This is a genomic window from Terrirhizobium terrae (assembly GCF_030323265.1).
Classification (GTDB): domain Bacteria; phylum Pseudomonadota; class Alphaproteobacteria; order Rhizobiales; family Rhizobiaceae; genus Neorhizobium.
This window is the reverse complement of the sequence record NZ_CP104992.1, coordinates 1,587,501-1,608,811: the sequence shown is the minus strand read 5'-3', so window position 1 is coordinate 1,608,811 and position 21,311 is coordinate 1,587,501. Positions and strand designations below refer to the sequence as shown.

18 protein-coding genes, 1 tRNA gene, 2 rRNA genes, 2 pseudogenes and 1 riboswitch (1 of these 24 only partly in view) are annotated in these 21,311 nt (G+C 59.3%); of the genes and pseudogenes, 8 read left to right on the top strand and 15 right to left on the bottom strand.

The features are described from left to right. Positions 1–389 precede the first annotated feature (389 nt). The 11 genes from N7E02_RS15555 to N7E02_RS15505 all read right to left on the bottom strand — a co-directional run bounded on the left by N7E02_RS15555 (position 390) and on the right by N7E02_RS15505 (position 10,879). Positions 390–815: a pseudoazurin gene (locus tag N7E02_RS15555; RefSeq protein ID WP_286583021.1), complete on the bottom strand. Its 426-nt coding sequence runs from the start codon at positions 813–815 to the stop codon at positions 390–392. A 7-nt stretch (positions 816–822) separates the two neighbouring features. Next, a complete protein-coding gene (locus N7E02_RS15550) occupies positions 823–1,584 on the bottom strand; it encodes an ABC transporter ATP-binding protein (protein ID WP_286583019.1) in 762 nt (253 codons plus the stop codon). Then, a complete protein-coding gene (locus N7E02_RS15545; RefSeq protein ID WP_374730729.1) occupies positions 1,581–2,609 on the bottom strand; it encodes a FecCD family ABC transporter permease in 1,029 nt (342 codons plus the stop codon). Before N7E02_RS15545 ends, N7E02_RS15550 begins: the two co-directional genes overlap by 4 nt. Positions 2,610–2,637: 28 nt before the next feature. Then, entirely contained in the window at positions 2,638–3,654 is a 1,017-nt protein-coding gene (locus N7E02_RS15540; protein ID WP_286583014.1) for an ABC transporter substrate-binding protein, read from the bottom strand. Positions 3,655–3,799: 145 nt separating this feature from the next. Then, positions 3,800–3,992, bottom strand: a riboswitch (cobalamin riboswitch). A 35-nt stretch (positions 3,993–4,027) separates the two neighbouring features. Further along, a complete protein-coding gene (locus N7E02_RS15535) occupies positions 4,028–4,792 on the bottom strand; it encodes a class I SAM-dependent methyltransferase (protein ID WP_286583011.1) in 765 nt (254 codons plus the stop codon). A gap of 4 nt (positions 4,793–4,796) precedes the next feature. Next, positions 4,797–5,489, bottom strand: coding sequence for a metal-binding protein ZinT (locus N7E02_RS29745; protein ID WP_374730727.1), 693 nt, complete (start codon positions 5,487–5,489; stop codon positions 4,797–4,799). A gap of 1,199 nt (positions 5,490–6,688) precedes the next feature. Then, entirely contained in the window at positions 6,689–7,627 is a 939-nt protein-coding gene (gene aztC / locus N7E02_RS15525) for a zinc ABC transporter substrate-binding protein AztC (protein WP_286583006.1), read from the bottom strand. Positions 7,628–7,652: 25 nt separating this feature from the next. Beyond that, positions 7,653–8,528, bottom strand: coding sequence for a zinc ABC transporter permease AztB (aztB, locus tag N7E02_RS15520; protein WP_286583003.1), 876 nt, complete (start codon positions 8,526–8,528; stop codon positions 7,653–7,655). Beyond that, positions 8,525–9,346: a zinc ABC transporter ATP-binding protein AztA gene (gene aztA, locus N7E02_RS15515; RefSeq protein ID WP_286583001.1), complete on the bottom strand. Its 822-nt coding sequence runs from the start codon at positions 9,344–9,346 to the stop codon at positions 8,525–8,527. Before aztA ends, aztB begins: the two co-directional genes overlap by 4 nt. Positions 9,347–9,512: 166 nt before the next feature. Continuing rightward, on the bottom strand, positions 9,513–9,812 hold the full coding sequence (locus tag N7E02_RS15510; RefSeq protein ID WP_286582999.1) for a hypothetical protein: 300 nt from the start codon (positions 9,810–9,812) through the stop codon (positions 9,513–9,515). Then, positions 9,809–10,879, bottom strand: a complete 1,071-nt coding sequence (locus N7E02_RS15505) for a CobW family GTP-binding protein (RefSeq protein WP_286582996.1) — start codon at positions 10,877–10,879, stop codon at positions 9,809–9,811. The genes N7E02_RS15510 and N7E02_RS15505 overlap by 4 nt, the downstream gene beginning before the upstream one ends. 402 nt (positions 10,880–11,281) lie before the next feature. Here N7E02_RS15505 and zigA point away from each other — a divergent pair. Then, positions 11,282–12,486: pseudogene (gene zigA, locus N7E02_RS15500) on the top strand (zinc metallochaperone GTPase ZigA). Between the two features lie 2 nt (positions 12,487–12,488). Here zigA and N7E02_RS15495 read toward each other — a convergent pair. Further along, positions 12,489–12,788, bottom strand: coding sequence for a methyltransferase domain-containing protein (locus N7E02_RS15495; RefSeq protein WP_286582992.1), 300 nt, complete (start codon positions 12,786–12,788; stop codon positions 12,489–12,491). 149 nt (positions 12,789–12,937) lie between these two features. Here N7E02_RS15495 and N7E02_RS15490 point away from each other — a divergent pair, with 149 nt between their 5' ends. The 7 genes and pseudogenes from N7E02_RS15490 (at position 12,938) to N7E02_RS15460 (ending at position 18,157) form a co-directional block, all read left to right on the top strand. Continuing rightward, a complete protein-coding gene (locus N7E02_RS15490) occupies positions 12,938–13,366 on the top strand; it encodes a hypothetical protein (protein ID WP_286582990.1) in 429 nt (142 codons plus the stop codon). A 105-nt stretch (positions 13,367–13,471) separates the two neighbouring features. Then, the gene (locus N7E02_RS15485) at positions 13,472–14,605 is read left to right on the top strand and encodes an ABC transporter substrate-binding protein (protein ID WP_286582987.1); all 1,134 of its coding nucleotides are present in this window, start codon (positions 13,472–13,474) and stop codon (positions 14,603–14,605) included. Beyond that, positions 14,602–15,692: pseudogene (locus tag N7E02_RS15480) on the top strand (FecCD family ABC transporter permease). Before N7E02_RS15485 ends, N7E02_RS15480 begins: the two are co-directional and overlap by 4 nt. After that, positions 15,689–16,471, top strand: a complete 783-nt coding sequence (locus tag N7E02_RS15475) for an ABC transporter ATP-binding protein (RefSeq protein WP_286582982.1) — start codon at positions 15,689–15,691, stop codon at positions 16,469–16,471. The pseudogene N7E02_RS15480 and the gene N7E02_RS15475 overlap by 4 nt, the downstream one beginning before the upstream one ends. A 119-nt stretch (positions 16,472–16,590) precedes the next feature. Then, the gene (locus tag N7E02_RS15470) at positions 16,591–17,100 is read left to right on the top strand and encodes a copper chaperone PCu(A)C (protein ID WP_286582979.1); all 510 of its coding nucleotides are present in this window, start codon (positions 16,591–16,593) and stop codon (positions 17,098–17,100) included. Then, complete coding sequence (locus N7E02_RS15465) at positions 17,097–17,687, top strand: SCO family protein (protein WP_286582977.1); 591 nt, start codon at positions 17,097–17,099, stop codon at positions 17,685–17,687. Before N7E02_RS15470 ends, N7E02_RS15465 begins: the two co-directional genes overlap by 4 nt. Before the next feature lie 188 nt (positions 17,688–17,875). Next, complete coding sequence (locus N7E02_RS15460) at positions 17,876–18,157, top strand: hypothetical protein (RefSeq protein WP_286582976.1); 282 nt, start codon at positions 17,876–17,878, stop codon at positions 18,155–18,157. 221 nt (positions 18,158–18,378) lie between these two features. On the opposite strand, the gene N7E02_RS15455 is transcribed toward N7E02_RS15460, so the two are convergent. The 3 genes from N7E02_RS15455 to N7E02_RS15445 all read right to left on the bottom strand — a co-directional run. Beyond that, a tRNA-Met gene (locus tag N7E02_RS15455) sits at positions 18,379–18,455 on the bottom strand. Between the two features lie 246 nt (positions 18,456–18,701). After that, positions 18,702–18,816, bottom strand: a 5S ribosomal RNA gene (gene rrf / locus N7E02_RS15450). Positions 18,817–19,072: 256 nt separating this feature from the next. Further along, positions 19,073–21,311 (bottom strand): 23S ribosomal RNA (locus N7E02_RS15445); it runs 557 nt beyond the window's last position.

The following is a 21,311-nucleotide window of genomic DNA, read 5'->3' as shown; positions in this document are numbered from 1 at the left end:
CCAACATCCCGGTCGGCACGCTTGAAGGAAGCTCGCCGAGAAATACGCCGACCCGTCTCGGGTAAATTCCGGGCCGCTCAATGTCTTTACCCGATGGATAACGATCAATGTGCTATCTCTGCTTAAATCCTTACATCATCGGCCGCGAACATCATGCTGCATCGCAGACGCCGGAAGACGCTGCCAATCAATCGCGTTCTCCGGCCTGCGACGAGTTGCGGACCGACATCGATACGATTGATCTGGAGCAGGGTCGGACGAAGCCCTCGGGCTCCCCTCCGTTCGATCCTGGACAACAGAGGTGAGAAACCAGGCAATGGGGAACACGAGATGAGAACCGCTGGCGGATCATATCGGCGCTTGGCCAGCCCGTTGTTGCCCGACAAATGCTACCGGTTTCTCTCGACGATCTGACCGATACGCTTCACTGCCCCCGGCCGCACATCGCCCGGCAGTTTCATCTCAGACAGCGGCGCGTCGCCGACCCGGACGACCATCACCATGCCCATGTCGTAATGCGGCGTGCACATGATCCCGTAGAAACCTTCCTCGGTGAAGGTGATCTCGATTTCCTGGTTGATCTTGCCCTTGAACGGAGTGGCTCCTTCCGGGAGGAAATCCTTGATCGTCGCTGCGTTGTGTCCGCGCTGGGTGGCGAGAAACTTCACCGTGTCGCCCGGCTTCAGTGACAGGAAATCCGGCTCGAAAGCCATGCCGCCTGTGGCGTTGCCGTTCAGCATCTTCACTTCGAAGGTCTCGGCATGGACGGAGATCGGCAGCAAGACCAGGAGAGCGGCAAGGAAAACGGAGCGCATGGATACCTCACTGAATGGACTGGAACCGGATCAGGCTTGTGCCGTCCGTATCTTCGATAAAACGGGCCGTGACGCCAAAAACATCGCGGATGAGATCGAGTGTCAAAATCTCGGCTGGAGTGCCAACCGCCAGAAGCGAGCCTTTCGACATCACGCCGATCCGGTCGCAGGTCATCGCCTGATTGAGATCGTGAAGCGCGATCACCGAGGTGATGGGAAGCGCCTTGACGAGGCCGAGGATGGAGAGCTGATGCTGGATATCCAGATGGTTGGTCGGCTCATCGAGCAGCAGGATTTTCGGATGCTGCGCGAGAGCGCGAGCGATATGGACGCGCTGTTTTTCGCCACCTGACAGCGTGTGCCAAAACCGTTTTTCCATGCCGGCCATATCGACCTGCCGCAAGGCCTCGGCCATGATACGGTCATCGCCCGCCGACCAGGGTTGCAGTGCCGACAACCATGCCGTTCGACCAAGTTCGACAGCGTCTTTGACGGTTAGGCGCTCGAATGTATCGCTCTGCTGCTCGACAAAGGCCAGGGTCTGGCCAACCTGCCGCCGGTTCATCCGCGCCATGGGCTGATCCTGCAGCATGACTGTCCCGGAAGAGGGTGTAAGGATGCCGGCCAGCAGTTTCAGCAGCGTCGACTTGCCGGAACCGTTGGGACCGATCAATCCGAGCGTTTCTCCGGCCTGCACCTCAAGACAAACATCTTCAACGATGCTGGTGCTGCGAACGCTCCAACCGATACCCTTGGCGGTGAGGATCATCGAATGCGCCTTCCGCGAATGAGGATGATGGCGAATCCCGGTGCGCCGACAAGGGCGGTGATGACACCGATCGGCAGGACCTGATTGGGCACGAGCACCCGCGAGCCGATATCGGCAAGCACGAGAAAAACCGCTCCCATCAGCGCCGACACGGGCAGAAGGCGGGCGTGACGCGGCCCGACGAGAAAGCGCGCGGCATGGGGAATGACGATGCCGACGAAACCGATCGACCCGACGATGCTGACCATGACGGCGGTCATCATCGCCGCCGTTCCGATAACGATCGCCTGGATCTTTCGGACGGGCACTCCGAGTGAGGCCGCGGAGTCCGCACCGAAAGTAAAGGCATCGAGTGCCCGACGATGCCACATGCAAATACAGACACCCAGAATGGCGATCGGGACGGCGAGGAACACATCGTTCCAGCGTACACCGCTGAGGTTCCCCATCAGCCAGAACATGACACCACGCACCTGCTCGGCATTGGCGGATCGGGTGATGATGAAGGAAGTCAGGGCGTTGAAAAGCTGTGAGCCGGCGATGCCGGCGAGGATGATGAGCCCGGTCGCCTGGATGCCGACACCGCCTCCTGCAGCGCGCGCCAGGATGACCACCAGAAGAAAGGCGATGAGCGAACCGGCAAAGGCGCCAAGCGAGAGCGAGAGAAGCCCGCCCCCAATCCCAAGGATCAGAATGGTAACCGCGCCCGTCGATGCGCCGGCGGAAATGCCGAGGATGTAGGGATCGGCCAGCGCATTGCGGAGCATGGCCTGCAAGACGACGCCGGAGACGGCGAGCGACGCACCGCAGCAGGCCGCCACGATGGCGCGTGTGAGCCGATAGTTCCAGATGATACCCGCGTCGATCGGATCGATGGCATAGGACGCGCCGAACATCTTGTTGGCCAGCGTCTGGCCGACAAGATGGAGTGGCATGGACGTCTCCCCGACGGAGACGCCCAGCGCAATGGCAATGAGGAGCAGGAGGACGGATCCAGCCAGATAACCGATCCGGCGTGTGGCGATCCCCCGTCCCGCTCCACTGCGATATCGGTCACTGCTTGCCCTTGATGTCTTCAAGTGCGTCGGCGACAGCTTCGATGCCGGTCGGAATGCGAATACCGGCATGGACGGCGTGGGCATCCACCACAACGATATTGCCGTTTTTGACGGCCTTCATCTCACGGGTCACCGGATCGCTCTTCAGGTAGTCGAGTTTCACCTGATAGTCGTCGGCCGGATAACGGCGGCGGTCCATGCGCGCGATGATGATGACATCCGGATTGGCCTTGGCGATCGTTTCCCAACCGACGGATGGATATTCCTCATCACTCTCGACCACGTTCTTCACACCGAGCGTGTTCATGATGAAGCCGGGAATACCCTTCTGGCCGGCGACGAAGGGATCGAGCTCTATGTCGGCACTGGAGAACCAGAAGACGGCGGAGACGTCCTTCAGGTCGAGCGACTTTGCCTTTGCGGCAGCGACAGACACGCGTGAGCGAAGCTGTTCCTCGAGCTTGTCGCCCCGATCCTGCACGTCGAAAATGGTCGAGAGTTCGTCCACTGCGCGATAGACGGTATCGATCGAGAAAGGCACCTTGCGGGAACCGTCGCCGCCCGAGAGGTTATCCTTGCCGACGCAATCGGCGGGCATGGCATAGACGTTGATGCCGAGCTCATTGAACTGCTGGCGCGTGCCGACCACACCCTGCGGGCCGACATGGACCTCGAACTGGGTCGTCACCAGTTCCGGCTTCTTGGCGGCCACGGCTTCGAAACCGGGATGGTTGTCCGCCAGAAGCGGCACCTTGGCATTGACGTCCTTGAACTCCGGCAGAACCTCGTTGAACCAAACCGACGTACCGACAACTTTGTCGCCGAGGCCAAGGGCGTAAAGCATTTCCGTCGTCGACTGGCCGACGGCGGCAACGCTTTTTGGCGCCGAATTGAAGGTTACGTCCTGACCGCAATTGCTGATCGTCAGCGGATAGGTCGTCGAGGCGGCATAAGCGCCGGAACTGGCGAACAGAAGGGTCGAAAAGGCAAGAGCAGCCTTGAGTTTCGTCATGATCAATCTCCGGTCAGTGAAAATGGCCCGATCGGGGATCATCGAGATGGCACGGAAACCCGCCTGCCGGTTTTCACCGTCATTCGGAACAGCACGCAAGAACGCTGCAAACATCCGTTTCCTCCTCCGGGCACCCCGCCGGCATTAGTTTATCCAGGTGTCGGCAGGTCTCCTGACTGGCGGGTCGCTGCATCCTCTCGCCTTCCCGAGCCAATCGCTCAGTGGCCGATGAAAGGATGCTCGCCGCCTACAGTTGCGGGGGCAGTTTCGTTTGACGGATCGCTCCGTCCCGAATTCCCTGTTCGTCCCTTACGGGAACCGACGGTTGAGAGCTATACAGGCTTGGGATTGCCACGCAAGCGTTGGAGCTGCGTCAGCGCGGCTTTGTCGCTGTCAGCACGAAATATTCGATTTGCCGTGTGCTATCATCGTAGACGGCACCGTATGGATGGTTCTGAAAAAGATGGCCCCAGGACTGGACATCCTGGAACCCGGCCTCGTTCAGCATGGACCTGGCATCGCTTTCCGTCAGGCCGTTGAAGAACGGAAGATGCCCACCGAATTCTTCGGCACTGTCGTTCTCCCGATGCAAAAACCACAAGCCATCCGAGACGAACACCTGTCCGCCCGGACGAAGAATACGCTCAGCCAGAGCCAATGCATCGGTCGGGCTCTCCAATGTCCAGAGAACATTTCGGAGGGTAACGATGTCCGCGCTTTCGTCAGCAAGATCGGCATCGTCCATCGAGGAATGCACGAAATCTACGGTGAGCCCGCGGTCCTCGGCATCCTGGCGCGCATGGGACAGCATACCTTCGGAACCATCTACTGCTGTGACCCGGTGGCCGAGCTCAGCAAGCATCAGCGCGCAGGCACCCGTGCCGCAGCCAAGATCGACAGCAGTCCTGGCATCCTCGCCGAGCGCCGCTGAAAACACGCTCTTCCAGTCGTCATGGTTACGCTTGTGCGATGCCGCACCGTTGAAGCGGTGTGCCCGCCCATTCCAATGTTTGGACATGGCTTTGGCGGTGTTTGGCGCAGCTTTCATGATCAACCTCTGGCAATGGAGTTCGCCCGACTTCGAGCCAACCCTTAAGATCGCACCCGGCTCAAAAGCCGGGTGCGTTTTTTCAATCACCGTATTAGTGCGCTTTCATCTCGCTGACGATCTCTTTCGCGTCCATGAAGGACGGATAGTAGGTCGGCCAGTTGGTCACTTCATTCAGAAGGGCTGCGCGGTCATTGCCCCAATAGAGATGGTAGTGACCTGCCTTGTTCGGCGCGATGCCGTGGTCGCTGAACTGGATGAATTGCGGAGCCGTCGCATCGCCTTCGGTCTTCTTGAAGATGAAGCGGACGCCACGATTGCCCTTCTTATAGGTCAGGATTTCCTTACCGTCATAGGCATAGTGACCGGCCAGCGGCTTGCCCTTTTCATAGAAGGTTACCACGTCGCCTTCGATGGTGATCCGGTCGACATCGGTCTTGTAACCGACTTCATATTCGGCGCGAATGTCCTCGACCTTTGCCGTGCCCTTTTCAGCCTTGTGTTCCCAGACCGGCTCAAGCGTGCCGTCCTTGAGGTAGGGGTAGACCGACTGCCAGTCACCGGCGTAGTCCGAAAGCGGACGATCCTTGACCTGGCTGTCTTCAAAATAGCCGGCATAGATTTTTGGATCGCCATGGCTGTGGGCGTGATCGTGGTCATGACCGGCATGATCGTGATCATGTCCTTCGCCTTCGTGAACCTTGCCGCTGCCGCCGGCGACAGCAATGTTATACGGCTTGCCCTCAACCTTGACCGTGCCGACTTCCTTCAGTTCGGTTTTCGAGATGCGACGAACCACACCTGCATTCGGATCGGTCATCACCACTTCATCACCGGCCATGGCGATGCGCGGACGCGGATCGTTCCAGTGACCATCCATGGAATAGGGTTCGGTGACCTTGGCGCTCTTGGAAAGCTTGCCTGCGAGCACGTCGATCTGGTGCAGCGTCCCGTCTTCCGTCAGCACGTAACCGAAACGGGCATTGGCCGGATCGAGCACGAAATCGACGCGACGGAACGGCAGGTCGATATACTGAAAATGCGGCTCATCGACCGGATCGACAACGACGAGGCCCTTGGCGCCGTAATTGCCGAGAAAAACCTGCATGCTCTTGGCGCCGAGCAGCGTGCCCGTCGTTTGGCCAGCCGGAAGATCGGCCGGATAAGTCAGCATTTTTGTGACCGGACCGTCCGCGCTGGCGGTCACCGTAAGAATGCCTTCCTTGCAACCGGCGGCCAGATAGGCACCGGAGAATGCCTCACCATGGATGCCGGTGCAGGTGGCGACGTCACCAGCCACCGTACCGTCTTCCTTGACGGCGCGCAGACCGACGCGCGTCGGAGCGGCATCGCCTTCGACCGGGGCATCGGAAGCAACCGTCGTCACCCAGCCATTGCCGACAGGTGCGGCAAAGCCGTGATGGGCGCGGGCCTGCTTCAACTGCTTGGATTCGATCTCGTTATGGGCAAGTTCATGCGCCTCGACGATTTCGGCATAACCGCCCTTGTCGAAATTGATGACGATCTTGCCGTCGTGATCGATGACGTGGAACGGACGCGGACCGGTCAGCGGCTTGTCGACGGCCGACGGGTTTTCGATCTCGATATCCGAATGATCGCCATGCGAATGCAGCGAGATGCCGCTGTTGATGAAATGAACGGCGTCGTTGTCGGATTCGACGGCAACGATCGCGGCACCTTCATTGACGCTGTAGAGCTTGTTCTGGCCGGTCGTCTTGAAGTCCCAGCGGTTTTCCGGCTTTTCGAGATCGAAGGCCGTGACCTTGGCATCCTTGTGATCGCCGACGAAGACGCGGTACAGCGTGACGTCTTCCTCATCGTCATGGGAAAAGGCGGCCGGGCCGCTGAGGCTGACGGCGATCGCCAGGGCAGATGCTCCCAGTATCCAGTGTTTCATATCCATCTCTCCTTAATGATATTACGTAACATCCATAGGCCCTGTTTTCCCGGCCTGAATGGGTTTGCTCAGCTCTTGGTGATCGCCGAAACGAGGGTTTTGACGTTGTAGCGCATCATGTCGATATAGGTCGGCGCGGGACCATCGGCGGGCGACAGCGCGTCCGAATAAAGCGTGCCTCCGAGCGCAAGCCCGGCTTCCGAAGCGATCTGCTCGACAAGGCGGCTATCGGCAATGTTTTCGGCAAAGACCGCGGCGGCGCGCTTTTCGCGGATCTCACGGATCAGCGAGGCCACATCGGCGGCCGATGCCTCGGATTCGGTCGAGACGCCCTGCGGCGACAGGAAGGAAATGCCGTAGTCCCGCTCAAAATAACGGAAGGCATTGTGCGCAACGACAGCGACGCGGTGATCCTGCGGGATCGCACCAACCTCGGCCTTGATGTCTGCATCGAGGGCCGTCAGCTTTTCGATATAAGCGGCGGCATTGGTCTTGTAAGTCGCGCAGTCATCAGCATCGGCGGCACAAAATGCCTTCTCGATATTCTGGACATAGGTTTTGGCATTGGCGACCGATTGCCATGCGTGCGGGTCGTTCGGCATGGCATGGAAAATCGCCTTGCCATCGACGAAGTGGTAGTGACCGCCCTTGGGGTCGTTCAGAATGTTGGCACCATCGGTGACGGTGGTGACCGGTGCCTCTGCCTGGCTTGCCTCGATCAGGCGCTCCATGAAGCCCTCAAGCAAGAGACCGTTGACGAGGATGACGTCGGCGCGCGCCAAAGCCATGGCATCGGCGGGGCGTGGTTCATAGACATGCGCGTCGCCATCCGGGCCGACGAGTGTTCTGAGCTCGATGTGATCGCCGCCGACCTGTTTTGCCAGATCTCCGATGATCGAGAAGCTGGCAACGACCGACAGTTTTTTGTCCTGCGCAAAGGCCGGCGTACCGAGGGCGCCGAGCGAAGCGGCGATGAGACCGGTGAGGAGGAGCGTCCGTTTCTTCATGGGTGTTTCCAATGGCAGTTTGAGATCAGGCGGTCCGGTGAACGGATCGCGGCAGTCGAGACAGAAGCAGTCCGCGCGGACTGGCAATCACGGAGATGAAATAGATGGCGCCGGCAGACAGGATGATGGCCGGGCCCGATGGCAGCGATGCGTGATAGGACAACAGCAGGCCCGACATCGATGAGACCAGACCGATGGCAATCGCCAGCAGGCACATGGTCAGAACATGCTGCGACCAGAAGCGGGCAGACGCCGCTGGTAGAACCATCAAGCCGACCGACAGCAGCGTTCCGAGCGCTTGGAAACCGGCCACCAGATTGATGACGACAAGGCCGAGAAAGATGAAATGCACAGGTGAACCGAGGCGGGAAACCGAGCGCAGGAACAGCGGATCCATGCATTCTGCCACCAGCGCGCGCCAGAACAGGCCGAGCAGGAGCAAGGTGGTGGCAGCCACAAGTGCGATCAGCGTCAACGCATCATTGTTGAGCGCCAGCACGGTCCCGAACAGGACATGCATCAGATCGACGCTCGATCCGCGCAGCGACACCATCAACACGCCCAATGACAGCGAGATCAGATAGAAGGCTGCCATGGAGGCATCTTCCTTCTGCACCGTCAGACGGGAAACCGCCCCCGCCCCAAGCGCCACGAAAATACCGGCGATCAGACCGCCGATCGTCATCGGTACAATCTGCAGCCCATACATGAGAAAGCCGGCGGCAGCACCGGGCAGGATGGCATGCGCCATCGCATCGCCGGTCAGGCTCATACGCCGCAGCATCAGGAATACGCCGACCGGGCAGGCGCTGAGCGACAGCATCAGCGCGCCGCCAAGCGCCCTTTGCATGAAGGCGAATTCGATGAAGGGGAGGATCAGGGCGTCGTAGAGCATGGTCATGACTTTGCCCCAGCCGCCATGCGCTGACCGGCAATAGCCGGCATCTCAGTGTGTGCATGCTCATGATGATGATCGTGGCCATGCCCAACCGGTGCGCACCATGGGGCATTTTCGTCCCAGGCTTCATGATAGTGCCGCGCCCGCAGAAGGTTCTCCGCAGACAGCGTCTGATGCACCTCGCCCCAGGCAACCGGCTGTCGCGCCAGAAGCAGGGCTTCCGGAAAATGCTCGCGCACCAGATCGAGGTCATGCACGACGACCATCACCGTGCGGTTCTCTCCATGCCAGCTTTTGATCAGTGCCACGAGATCGATGATCGTGCGAGCATCGACGGCATTGAACGGTTCGTCGAGAAGGATCAGATCGGCATCCTGAACCAGAACACGGGCAAACAGCGCCCGCTGCATCTGCCCGCCGGAAAGTGTGTCGATCGAGCGCTTTTCGAAACCTTCCAGCCCGACGGCCTTCAGCGCCTCGGCGACAGCTTGCCGGTCTTCCGCCCGATAACGCCCCAGAAGACCGCGGCGCGGCCACAGACCAAGCGACACGAGATCAATAACCCGGGCCGGAAAGGAGCGATCCAACTCCGACTGCTGCGGCAGATAGGCGAGCCGCGTACCCGCAGCCACAGAGCAGGTGCCACCCATCGGCCGCAACAGCCCGACAATGCCTTTCATCAGGGTCGACTTGCCCGAACCATTGCCGCCGACAACAGCTACAAGACTGCCCTTGCGCACCACACCGTTCAGATGATGCACGGCCGGATGTCGATTATAGCCCAGCGTCAGATCGCTGAATGTCAGGCAGGCTTGAGACATCGACGTGCTTGCTTCCCGTTTCGGATGGCAGGCTACTCAATACGCCGACCCATGTAATGTTATTACGTTTATCATCGTTTGCCCGGAGTGCAATGAGGTTTTTGGCGCCAATCGAATTTTTCAAGGAAACGGTATTAGATCGAAAACGCCGGCCACGCCCATGCCGTCAGCGCATGGGCGTTCCTCCGGTCACGATCAGGTGGGCAAGCGCCTGGCCAACCTCCCCTTCCGTCACCTCGCTGATCGCCTTGTGGATGGAAACTTGATCGGTCCGGCTGTCGCGCATTACAAGAATGACCGTCTCCTTCGGAGGACAACCAGGCAAGGTGCAGGCGAGTTCATTGACGGAAACGATCGCGGCATGGGTGAGATCCAGCCTTGCGCGCACCCACTCCTTGATGGTGCGGGTCTTGGCGATGATGCTGGACGACCCGCGGGCCAGGGGATTGCTGAATGCGCCGGTCATGACAGGGCCCGCTTCCTTCGGGCGGACTTTGGAGCCAGCACCTCGAAAAGGTCTCTGATCTGTTTGAGCGGCATGTCCTGACCGATCAGCACGACGCGGCTGGAGCGATCGCCATCCGGCCAGGCATCAAGCCGCTGCAGCGGGTAGAGCCGATGCTGGACGGCATGGGCAACGACCGGTCGATCAGGATCGTCGCTGACGGCAAAGATGCCCTTGAGCCGCAGAAGTCCGGACTGGATATTGGTCGTGACGATATGCAGAAACGTCTGCAGCGCCTGCGGGTCGAGTGGCACGTCATGCGTCAGACAGACCGCCTCGATCTCGTCGCCATGCCGGTTGAGATCATGGGCATGGTCGCGGCGTTCGGCCAGAGCCTCCATGGCAAGCCAGCCCCGAACGTCCTCGGCCTTTCCGGAGATGGAATAGCGGGCGTCGTCGAAAAGTTGACCGAGCTCGAATGTCCCGGCATGCCGATCGTGGAAACGGGCTCCCGGATTGAGCAAGGCGAGTTCGGAGGGCCAGTCCTGCACCGCGTCCGCCAGATCCGTCTTCGTCAGCACGACATCATCGGCAAATGCAAGTTGCTTCCAACCCTCGATGAGACTGTCGAGTGTGGCCCGGCCGCTCAGAACGTCGAATGTCGTGACCACACGGGAGAGGTGGAAATGGCGCGCGACGATGTGGTCCCTGAGACCCAGAGCCGGCGCGCCGCCCGGGATGAGGCTATTGATGATCGGAGCGGGGTCGGCAAGCCCAGTGGTCTCAATGATCACGCGCTCGATGGCCGGCACTTGGCCCTTGATGAGAGCATCATGGAGTTCGTGGAGCGAGACCCGGATATCGCTCGTTGCCGTGCAGCAGATGCAGCCCGTTGTCGTCTGAAAATAGGTTTCGGAACCGGTTCGAACGAGGCCGTGATCAATCGGAACAGTGCCGAACTCGTTGACGATGACTGCGGTGCCAGCCATTCGGCCATTACCGAGAATGTCGTTGAGCAACGTCGTCTTGCCGGAGCCCAGAAAGCCGGTCAGCAGCGTGACGGGGACGGGATCATAATATCCATTCACATCGATATCCGTGGCCGCATTCGAGGGCCGGTCCTTCCTGAACAGGCGTGCTAACATATTGCATGGCCTCATCTCTTGGACGACGAAGGTTCATAGCGCGACGTGCCAATACCTGGTTCTGCAATCGCTAAGATTGATAGAGGCTGCGTATGTTATGTTATTACATTCGTCAATCGGGGTTTCGATTTTTCGACCTGCGAGAACTACGACAAGGTCGTCGAATTTCACGAAGTCGCCATGACGGTCAGGCTCACGACGTCGTGGGCGGAAAGACAGCCCCTCACGCTACTAATTCATCCGGCGGATGTCCGGCCAGACAAATGTCGGCCAGCGGTCTTGCATCGTTATTTGTTACTATATAACGTTACATAACTTCATTTCAAAACTCTTCTGGAGATGGCAATGGTCCGAAAACTACCCGTCACCGTCCTGTCCGGCTTTCTTGGCGCGGGCAAGACGACGCTTCTCAATCACATCCTTGCCAATCGTGAGGGCATGCGCGTGGCGCTCATCGTCAACGATATGAGCGAGGTCAATATCGATGCCGCATTGGTTCGTGACGGTGGTGCCAATCTTTCGCGCACGCAGGAACAACTGGTCGAGATGACCAATGGCTGCATCTGTTGCACGCTGCGCGACGATCTCCTGAAGGAGGTCAGGGCCTTGGCCGAGCAGGACCGATTCGACTATCTGCTGATCGAATCCACCGGGATTGCGGAGCCCCTGCCCGTCGCGGCCACCTTCGATTTTCGCGATGAGGACGGCCAGAGCCTGGCGGATGTCTCGAAGCTCGACACCATGGTCACCGTTGTCGATGCTGCCAACCTCCTGAAGGACTACAGCTCCGCGGATTTCCTTGCCGATCGCGGCGAAACGGCAGGTGACGGCGACAATCGCACGCTTGTCGATCTTTTGGTCGAGCAGATCGAATTTGCCGATGTCGTCGTGCTCAACAAGATCAGCACAGCCTCCCCCAGGAGCGTGAGGCGGCACGCACGATCATCGCCGGCCTGAACCCGGATGCAAAGGTGATCGAAGCGGATTTCGGACAGGTGGAGCTGAAGGAGGTTCTCGGCACGGGCCGGTTCGATTTCGCCAAGGCCGAAACCCACCCGCTCTGGTTCAAGGAACTGCACGGTTTTGCCGACCACGTACCGGAGACCGAGGAATACGGCATCCGATCCTTCGTCTACCGAGCCAAGAAGCCGTTCGATCCGATGAAGTTCCAGGCCTTCATCGACCGCTCATGGCCGGGTGTTGTGCGCGCCAAGGGTTTCTTCTGGTTGGCAACGCGCCCAAACCATGTCGGCGAGATCAGCCAGGCAGGCGCACTCGTGCGCACCCAGAAGATGGGCCTTTGGTGGACGTCGGTTCCGAAGGAACAGTGGCCGCGTGATCCGGGCTTTCTCGACATGATGAAGCCCTATCTCGATCCGGTCTGGGGCGATCGTCGCCAGGAAATCGTCTTCATAGGCGCCGACCCGATGAACGAGGCAAAAATCCGCAGCGAACTGGATGCCTGCCTGATCGACAGCCCGGTATTCGTGCCGGATCTATGGCGTAATCTCCCAGATCCGTTCGCGAGCTGGAACCGGCAGGCGGCGTGAGCTTATCCACGACGCCTCGAAGAACCCGCCATGCCTGCACAGCGGTGAGCACCACCATTGATGCCTTCCGCCAGCCGGGACCATCTGTCAGGTCGTCGCTCACAGCATCCAGGCGGCGACCTTCGGCAATTCTGACGGGCTTGAGAGAGCATGCTTTCGGCACCATCCACGGCGGTGACCCGAAGCCCGATCTTTGCGAGCAACAATGCGCAGGCGCCCGTGCCGCAGCCGATATCGACGGCAGTTCGGGCGTCCTTACAAGGTTGTGCCTCGTCCAGCTGTGATGGTGATGCTTGTGCCATGCCTCACGCGGAGCCGTGTCGCTGCACTGCGCGTTTGATTTCAATCAAAGTCTTCCGACATGAAACATTGATAGACGGACCAAAATGCCGCATTGGTTGTGCGGATTGGCCGCGGTAACAGATGTCAATCGCATTCACGGACATAAGACGTGACACATTCGAAGCCGACCGTTCCCCCAAGATGGGGTTTGGCATGGGGCGTGCGCCTGATCTGCGCACTCGCTCTCATCATGATCGGTTTTGCCCACAAGCCGCCCGCCTCGAACCATCCCGTCTTCAACCTCGCCGAACTTGCCGCCTACACGCTGCCCGACGGCACGATCCCGACGCTGTGCATTACGGTGACGGACGACGACCACACGGATCATCACCAGCATGACGGGCACCTGGCGAAGGGTTGCGAGGCCTGCCGCATCGCCGCGGCCGCGGCTTTGCCGAGCCCGTCGGACCACGCGCATGCCGGGATTGTCCGCAGCTTTACGGCTGTCGCCATTCCAGCCTATGCGCAGCCTAGCCTGCACCGCATTCTGCCCCCAAATCAGGGGCCACGCGCACCACCGACTGAGATGAGCGCATAAGCACCGGCGCTTTCACGCGCTGTGCCAGCATCGACTGCCCCTGCCCGTGCCATCGAACGCCGGGCTGACGGCAGGCGTATCCTCATCTCATTCTGGATCATCATCATGAACTCCATCGTTCACCGCGCGCTTGGCTGGGCCCAAGCCGCTATTGCTGCCGCGGCCCTCACCTTCGCTGCGGCCTCTTCCGCGCAGGCACAGATCGACATTACCGACGTGCTCGGTCGCCACGTTACGCTCGAAAAGCCGGCTGAAAAGGTCATGCTCGGCTTCTATTTCGAGGATTATATCGCGATCACCGGCCCGAGTGCGATCGACCGCCTCAAGGCCGTTTCACTCAATTACTGGAAGGGGTACCGGCCTGCCCAATACGACGCGTATCTAAAGGCGTTCCCGAAGATCGCCGATCTTGTCGATGTCGGTGATGCGGATGCCGGCACACTGTCAGCGGAAAAGATCATCGCCGCTCGGCCAGATGTCGTCATTCTCTCAGCCGGTCAGTACAAGTATCTCGGAGCTGCGGCCCAGACGATCGAGCAGGTCGGTATTCCGCTTGTCGTGGTCGACTACAACGCCCAGACGGTCGAAAAGCACGTCGCCAGCACTTTGATCATCGGTCAGGTCATGGGGACGGAAGATCGCGCGCAAAAACTGGCTGACCAGTACAAGGACAAGATTGCCGACACGATTGCCCGCGTCGAAAAGGCGTCGAAGGCGATCAAGCCGAAGGTTTATGTGGAGCTCGGCCAGAAGGGTGCCGCGGAATACGGCAACACCTATGGTTCGGGCATGTGGGCAGGCACGATCGATCTTGCCGGTGGCCAGAACATCGCAGCCGGACAGGTGGCAAGCTGGGGTCCGCTCAATCCGGAATATGTCATCTCGTCCAAGCCGGATGCGATCTTTCTGTCGGCATCTGAATGGGTGAGCCTGCCAAACTCCATCCTTGCCGGCTTCGGCATTCCGGAGGAAACAACCCGCGAGCGCGCAGCGCCCTATCTGCAGCGCGCCGGCTGGCAGGATCTTCCCGCCGTCAGGAACGGTGAGGTTTATGTCATCTATCACGGCGGCAACCGCACAATCTACGACTATGCCTATCTGCGCTACATGGCCAAGGCGCTTTACCCGGATGCCTTTGCCGATGTCGATCCGCAGGCCGAACTGAAGGCCTATTACGACGCCTATCTGCCGATCAGGCTGGACGGCACATTCATGCTGAAGATCGGCAACAAGACATGACGCGAGCGCCTGTCACAGGGGCCGCTTCCGGGCCCCATGCAGGCAGGCGCGATCTGCACGCTCTTTACCGAAAGAGCGTGCAGAAACGCCTCACCCTGCTTTTCCTATGCGGAGCCATCCTTCTCTTTCTGCTGGCGCTCGATCTCGTCACCGGACCCTCGCCGCTGACGATCCCCGAGGCCTTTGCAGCCTTGGCCGCCGGTCCGGCGGGCGATGATCGCACGGCGGCCGCCATCATCTGGTCGATCCGCCTGCCGATGACGCTGACGGGTGCTCTGGTCGGCATGGGTCTCGGCATTGCCGGGCTGCAGATGCAGACCATTCTCGACAACCCGCTCGCAAGCCCCTTCACGCTCGGCTTTTCTGCGGCGGCCGGGTTCGGCGCGGCCGTCGCGATCATGTTCGGCGGAATTTTGCCGATCGCAGCATGGCTGATCGCACCGCTTTCCGCCTTTGCCATGACGCTGGTTGCCTGCGCGCTCGTCTATGCGATTGCCAGGCTGCGCGGCAGCAATGCGGAAATCCTGGTTCTTGCCGGCATCGCGGTCATGTTCATGTTCCAGGCTTGCCAGTCGCTTCTGCAATATCTGGCCGAGCCGGAAGTGTTGCAGCAGATCGTCTTCTGGCTGTTCGGCAGCCTGCTGAAAGCCAACTGGACCAGCGTTGCGGTCATCTCCGTCGTGCTCGTTTTCTCCGTTCCGCTTCTCGCCCGCGATAGCTGGCGGCTGACGGCCATGCGGCTGGGCGACGCCCATGCGACCAGCCTCGGCACGGATATAAATGCGCTGCGCCGCCGCACCTTCGTGCTCATCGCACTTCTGACTGCTGCCTCCGTCGCCTTTGTCGGCACGATCGGCTTCATCGGCCTCATCGCCCCCATGCGGCACGCGCCATGGTCGGAGAAGACCAGCGCGCTCTATTGCCGATGTCGGCTCTCACAGGCGCCATGCTGCTCGCCAGCGCCTCGATCGTTTCGAAACTGCTGTCGCATGGCGCGGTCATTCCGGTGGGCATCGTCACCGCTGTCGTCGGCGTGCCGGTCCTCTTCGCGTTGATCATGCGCAAAAGTGCTGGAGGCATGCGATGACCAACTCACACATGGCCGGACAAGCTGCGCTTGAACTGCGCGATATCCATGTCGCCCGTGGCGGCAACGCCATCGTCAAGGGCGTCAGCGCGCTTCTGCCTTGTGGCGGCATCACCGCCGTCTGCGGCCCGAATGGCGCGGGAAAATCCACCCTCATGGCGGCCATCGCCAATCTTCTGCCGCACAGGGGCTGGCAGGATCGCCGTCCCAACGAGCGCGACCTTTCCTTCATGCCGCAGGCGCTCGGCATTCGCGCACAACTCTCCGTGCTTGAAGTGGTGCTACTCGGTCGGCTGGAACGGTTGTCATGGTCGTTGAGCGCGTCCGATATCGATGCCGCGGACACCGCCATGCAGGCCGTCGGCATCAGCGAACTGGCAGAGCGAAGGATCGATACCCTGTCCGGTGGCCAGCAGCAGCTCGTGCTTCTCGCCCAGCGATTGATCCGCAAGCCGCAGATCCTGCTTCTCGACGAGCCGACGAGTGCGCTCGACCTGCGCCGGCAATTGCTGGTGCTCGACATTCTGCAATCCTATGCGCGAGAGGCCAAAGCGGTGGTCGCCATCGTCCTGCACGACCTTTCGCTTGCCGCCCGTTACGGGGACAGGCTGCTGCTCTTGCACGAAGGCAGGACGGCCTGTTTTGGACCGCCTTCGGACGTGCTGGACGAGACCGTGCTGCGTACCGTCTATGGTGTCGAGGCGGAAATCCTCACGACATCCGCCGGCACGCCGGTCGTTGCTCCCTTGTCACCCCATCTTCGGGAAGTTGCTAAATGAGGCAGACGTGCTCATCGCGGTCTTGTCACTTGACCTTCTCGTCATCCACCATATCAAACGCCTCAAATGCATGCATGAGGCAGACCGAAATGCCGAAATCAATCCAAGGAGGATTTTTCATGTCGCGTATCCGCATCAAGATCATCACCACGGCTCTCGCGTTGTCGCTTCCGGTCGCAGCTTTCGCCCATGACATGGGTGGTCACGTCAAGGGTGACATCAAGGTCGAGTCCGCCTATTCCCGCGCCATGCTGCCCGTGGCCAAGGTCGGCGGCGGTTATCTGACGATCGTCAACAGTGGCGCAGCAGACCGCCTCGTCAGCGCCTCATCCGATCGGGCCGGCGAGGTACAAATTCACGAGATGAAGATGGACGGCGGCGTCATGGAAATGCGCGAGCTCAAGGATGGTGTCGCCGTCCCGGCTCACGCCTCGCTTGAAATGAAGCCCGGCAGCTATCACCTGATGTTCATGGGGGTCGACAGGCCTTTCAAGGAGGGTGAGATGGTCAAGGCAACGCTGGTTTTCGAAAAGGCCGGCTCCCTGGATGTCGAACTGGCCGTCGGGCCCGTCGCCGGCGGCAAGAAGCCGGAAGCCTCCCATGGCGGCCATGAAGGACACGGCCAATGAAGCGCAATCCGTTCATGCTGGTCGCCACCACCATCTCGGCGATTTTCGTGACCGTACTCATCGGCATCCTTGCGCTTACGTTCAAGGATGAGCCGCGTTATGCGGCATTCGACGCCGATTTCTCCCTGGTCGACGACCGGGGAGAAGCGGTCGACAAGTCCCTCTTCAAGGGCAGCCCGTCGCTCGTCTACTTCGGCTATACGAACTGCCCCGAAGTGTGCCCCACGACCCTGTTCGAGGTCGCTGGTTATCTGCAGGCACTCGGTGACGAGGGCAAATCGCTCAAGACCTATTTCTTCACAATCGATCCGGAACGCGATACGCCTTCGGTCATGCACGCCTATGTCACGGCCTTCAGCAACCGTATCAGGGGCGTCACCGGCAAGCCGGAGGAAATGAAGAAGGTCACCGATGGGATGATGATCCATGCTGCGCGGCAGGAAGGCAGCAATCCCAACTATCACATGAGCCACACGACCTCCCTGCTGATGATCGGCGCAGACGGACGGCTGAAAGGTCTGCTTCCCTACGGCGAGCCTGAAGATGAGGCAGTAAAGCGTATCCGAGCGAGCCTTCTCGGATCATAGCCCGGAGGCAGCGCCAAGGATCATCCCATGAACCGAGGTGATTTCAGAAAAACTGTCTGACGAGCAGTACTTTATTCCCTTGCCAATATCTTGCTGATGGCGGCTCGGCGGCACCAGGCCATGCCGCCCGGCCGACTGTATCGCGGCCCCTCCTAGACTATATGTCGCTAATTGCACGCGCTTGGCCCGTGGCAGGTACCAAGCTCGAATCTCGCCTCCCGCTAGTGAACGATCTGGCACGGGAAATTCTGGTGCGCTCATTGCTTGGCGCATCAAAGAACAGGTCACGCACGTTGGTCTCGACGATTTTGACGACGGTCACCGTCATTCCCTCCTCGACCAACGACGCCGTTATATTTTGGACATTCTCGACCATCTCCGGATCAATCCCCGAAGTCGGCTCGTCAAACCGTTCGGCTGGCAACGTCGAGGCGATCAACCAAGTTGACGGCAAGTACCACGCCCGCTGATCTGGAGTGGCGGCTGGCTTTCTGCTGGCCGCCGTTTTCGTTTGGGGCTTGCGTGCTGCGCGCGTTCCTTGCCGGGACGCCACCGCGCACTGCGGCGATGTCTGCCATTCACGGCGTTTATTCGTAGTTCATGTCGCGGGGGATGTTGATGATCGCCGTTGCAGCTGATGTTTTGGCGGCAGCGGTAGTTGTTCTGTCGACGTGTTGGGGAGAAGGGATATTGGTTGCGGGGGCAGGATTTGAACCTGCGGCCTTCAGGTTATGAGCCTGACGAGCTACCGGGCTGCTCCACCCCGCGACGAGCGCAAGCCTTTGGCTTGCGCGAGTGTGTCACAGCGAAGCTGTGACGGGCACTGCCGGAGCAACGAGCGAAGCTCGTTGTCTCCTGTAAGGCGGGCACCGGCTAAAGCCTGCGATCCATCCTTATTTCGTAATGTTCTGCAAACGACGAAGGGCCGCTATTGCGGCCCAATCGGTATTCGGCTTGGGCCGAGGAGTGTCGAGAAGATTGTTTTCACGCTTGTGCGTGCATTGCCTTTAAAAGACCTGGCAGCGACCTACTCTCCCGCGTCTTAAGACGGAGTACCATTGGCGCTGGGGCGTTTCACGGCCGTGTTCGGAATGGGAACGGGTGCGGCCGCCCCGCCATGACCACCAGGTCGTTTAAGGGCAATGTTCCGACGGCGACGTCGGAATGTGATGAGAAGCTGGATTTTCGGAACATCGCCTTTGTTTTGTCCTGACGCGCGTAGCGCTCCGGACGGGCCGCCAAACGATTGGCGACGAACTGTCGTTCTGTATGGCTGCCCCGCTCGACCTCGAGCAAGGGAGCCAGACGAACTGGCGATGGTCTTTAGAACACGTCATGGCTTCATCTTCGCGCCTTACGGCGCTCGATGAGCATGGTCAATGAGAACGATTAAGCCAATCGGGCTATTAGTAAGGCTAAGCTTCATGCATTGCTGCACGTCCACACGCCTCCTATCAACGTGGTCGTCTTCCACGGCCCTGATAGGGAATACTCGTTTTCAGGTGGGTTTCCCGCTTAGATGCCTTCAGCGGTTATCCCTTCCATATATAGCTACCCTGCTATGCCGTTGGCACGACAACAGGTCCACCAGAGATATGTCCATCCCGGTCCTCTCGTACTAGGGACAGATCCTGTCAATATTCCTACACCCACGGCAGATAGGGACCGAACTGTCTCACGACGTTCTGAACCCAGCTCACGTACCGCTTTAATTGGCGAACAGCCAAACCCTTGGGACCTGCTCCAGCCCCAGGATGCGATGAGCCGACATCGAGGTGCCAAACAACCCCGTCGATATGGACTCTTGGGGGTCATCAGCCTGTTATCCCCGGCGTACCTTTTATCCGTTGAGCGATGGCCCTTCCACGCGGGACCACCGGATCACTATGACCGACTTTCGTCTCTGCTCGACTTGTCAGTCTCGCAGTCAGGCGGGCTTATGCCATTGCACTCGACGACCGATTTCCGACCGGTCTGAGCCCACCATCGCGCGCCTCCGTTACTCTTTCGGAGGCGACCGCCCCAGTCAAACTACCCACCATACACTGTCCCGGATCCGGATGACGGACCGCGGTTAGACATCCATGACGATAAGGGTGGTATTTCAAGGATGGCTCCACGAAGACTGGCGTCCCCGCTTCAAAGCCTACCACCTATCCTACACATGCCGACACGAATGCCAGTGTAAAGCTATAGTAAAGGTGCACGGGGTCTTTCCGTCTAACCGCAGGAACCCCGCATCTTCACGGGGAATTCAATTTCACTGAGTCTATGCTGGAGACAGCGGGGAAGTCGTTACGCCATTCGTGCAGGTCGGAACTTACCCGACAAGGAATTTCGCTACCTTAGGACCGTTATAGTTACGGCCGCCGTTTACTGGGGCTTCGATTCAGAGCTTGCACCCCTCCTCTTAACCTTCCAGCACCGGGCAGGCGTCAGACCCTATACGTCGTCTTTCGACTTCGCAGAGCCCTGTGTTTTTGATAAACAGTCGCTACCCCCTGGTCTGTGCCACCCCAATCCACTTGCGTAAAAGGGGTCACGCTTCTTCCGAAGTTACGCGTGCAATTTGCCGAGTTCCTTCAGCATAGTTCTCTCAAGCGCCTTGGTATACTCTACCTGACCACCTGTGTCGGTTTCGGGTACGGTCTATACGGTGGAGCTATTTCCTGGAACCGCTTCCCTGCCCAGACAATCCAATAAGTCTGAACAAGCTACGCGATCCGTCACTACCACCAGGCCCACGAATATTAACGTGGTTCCCATCGACTACGCATTTCTGCCTCGCCTTAGGGGCCGGCTAACCCTGCTCAGATTAACTTTAAGCAGGAACCCTTGGTCTTTCGGCGAGAGGGTCTCTCACCCTCTTTGTCGTTACTCATGTCAACATTCGCACTTCCGATATCTCCAGGGGCCCTCACGGGTCCCCTTCACAGACTTACGGAACGCTCCGCTACCACGTGGATAAATCCACATCCTCAGCTTCGGTGCATGGCTTTAGCCCCGTTACATTTTCGGCGCAAAGACCCTTATTTAGACCAGTGAGCTGTTACGCTTTCTTTAAATGATGGCTGCTTCTAAGCCAACATCCTGGTTGTTTTGGGATCCTCACATCCTTTCCCACTTAGCCATGACTTGGGGACCTTAGCTGGAGGTCAGGGTTGTTGCCCTCTTCACGACGGACGTTAGCACCCGCCGTGTGTCTGCCGACTAGTACTCCCAGGTATTCGGAGTTTGGTTAGGATCAGTAAGACGGTGAGTCCCCATAGCCCATCCAGTGCTCTACCCCCTGGGGTATTCGGTCGACGCTCTACCTAAATAGATTTCGCGGAGAACCAGCTATCTCCGAGTTTGATTGGCCTTTCACCCCTAGCCACAAGTCATCCCAATCTATTGCAACAGATGCGGGTTCGGTCCTCCAGTTGGTGTTACCCAACCTTCAACCTGCTCATGGCTAGATCACTCGGTTTCGGGTCTAATGCAACTAACTGAACGCCCTGTTCAGACTCGCTTTCGCTGCGCCTACACCTACCGGCTTAAGCTTGCTAGTTACACTAAGTCGTTGACCCATTATACAAAAGGTACGCCGTCAGGCTTGCGCCCTCCGACTGCTTGTAGGCATCC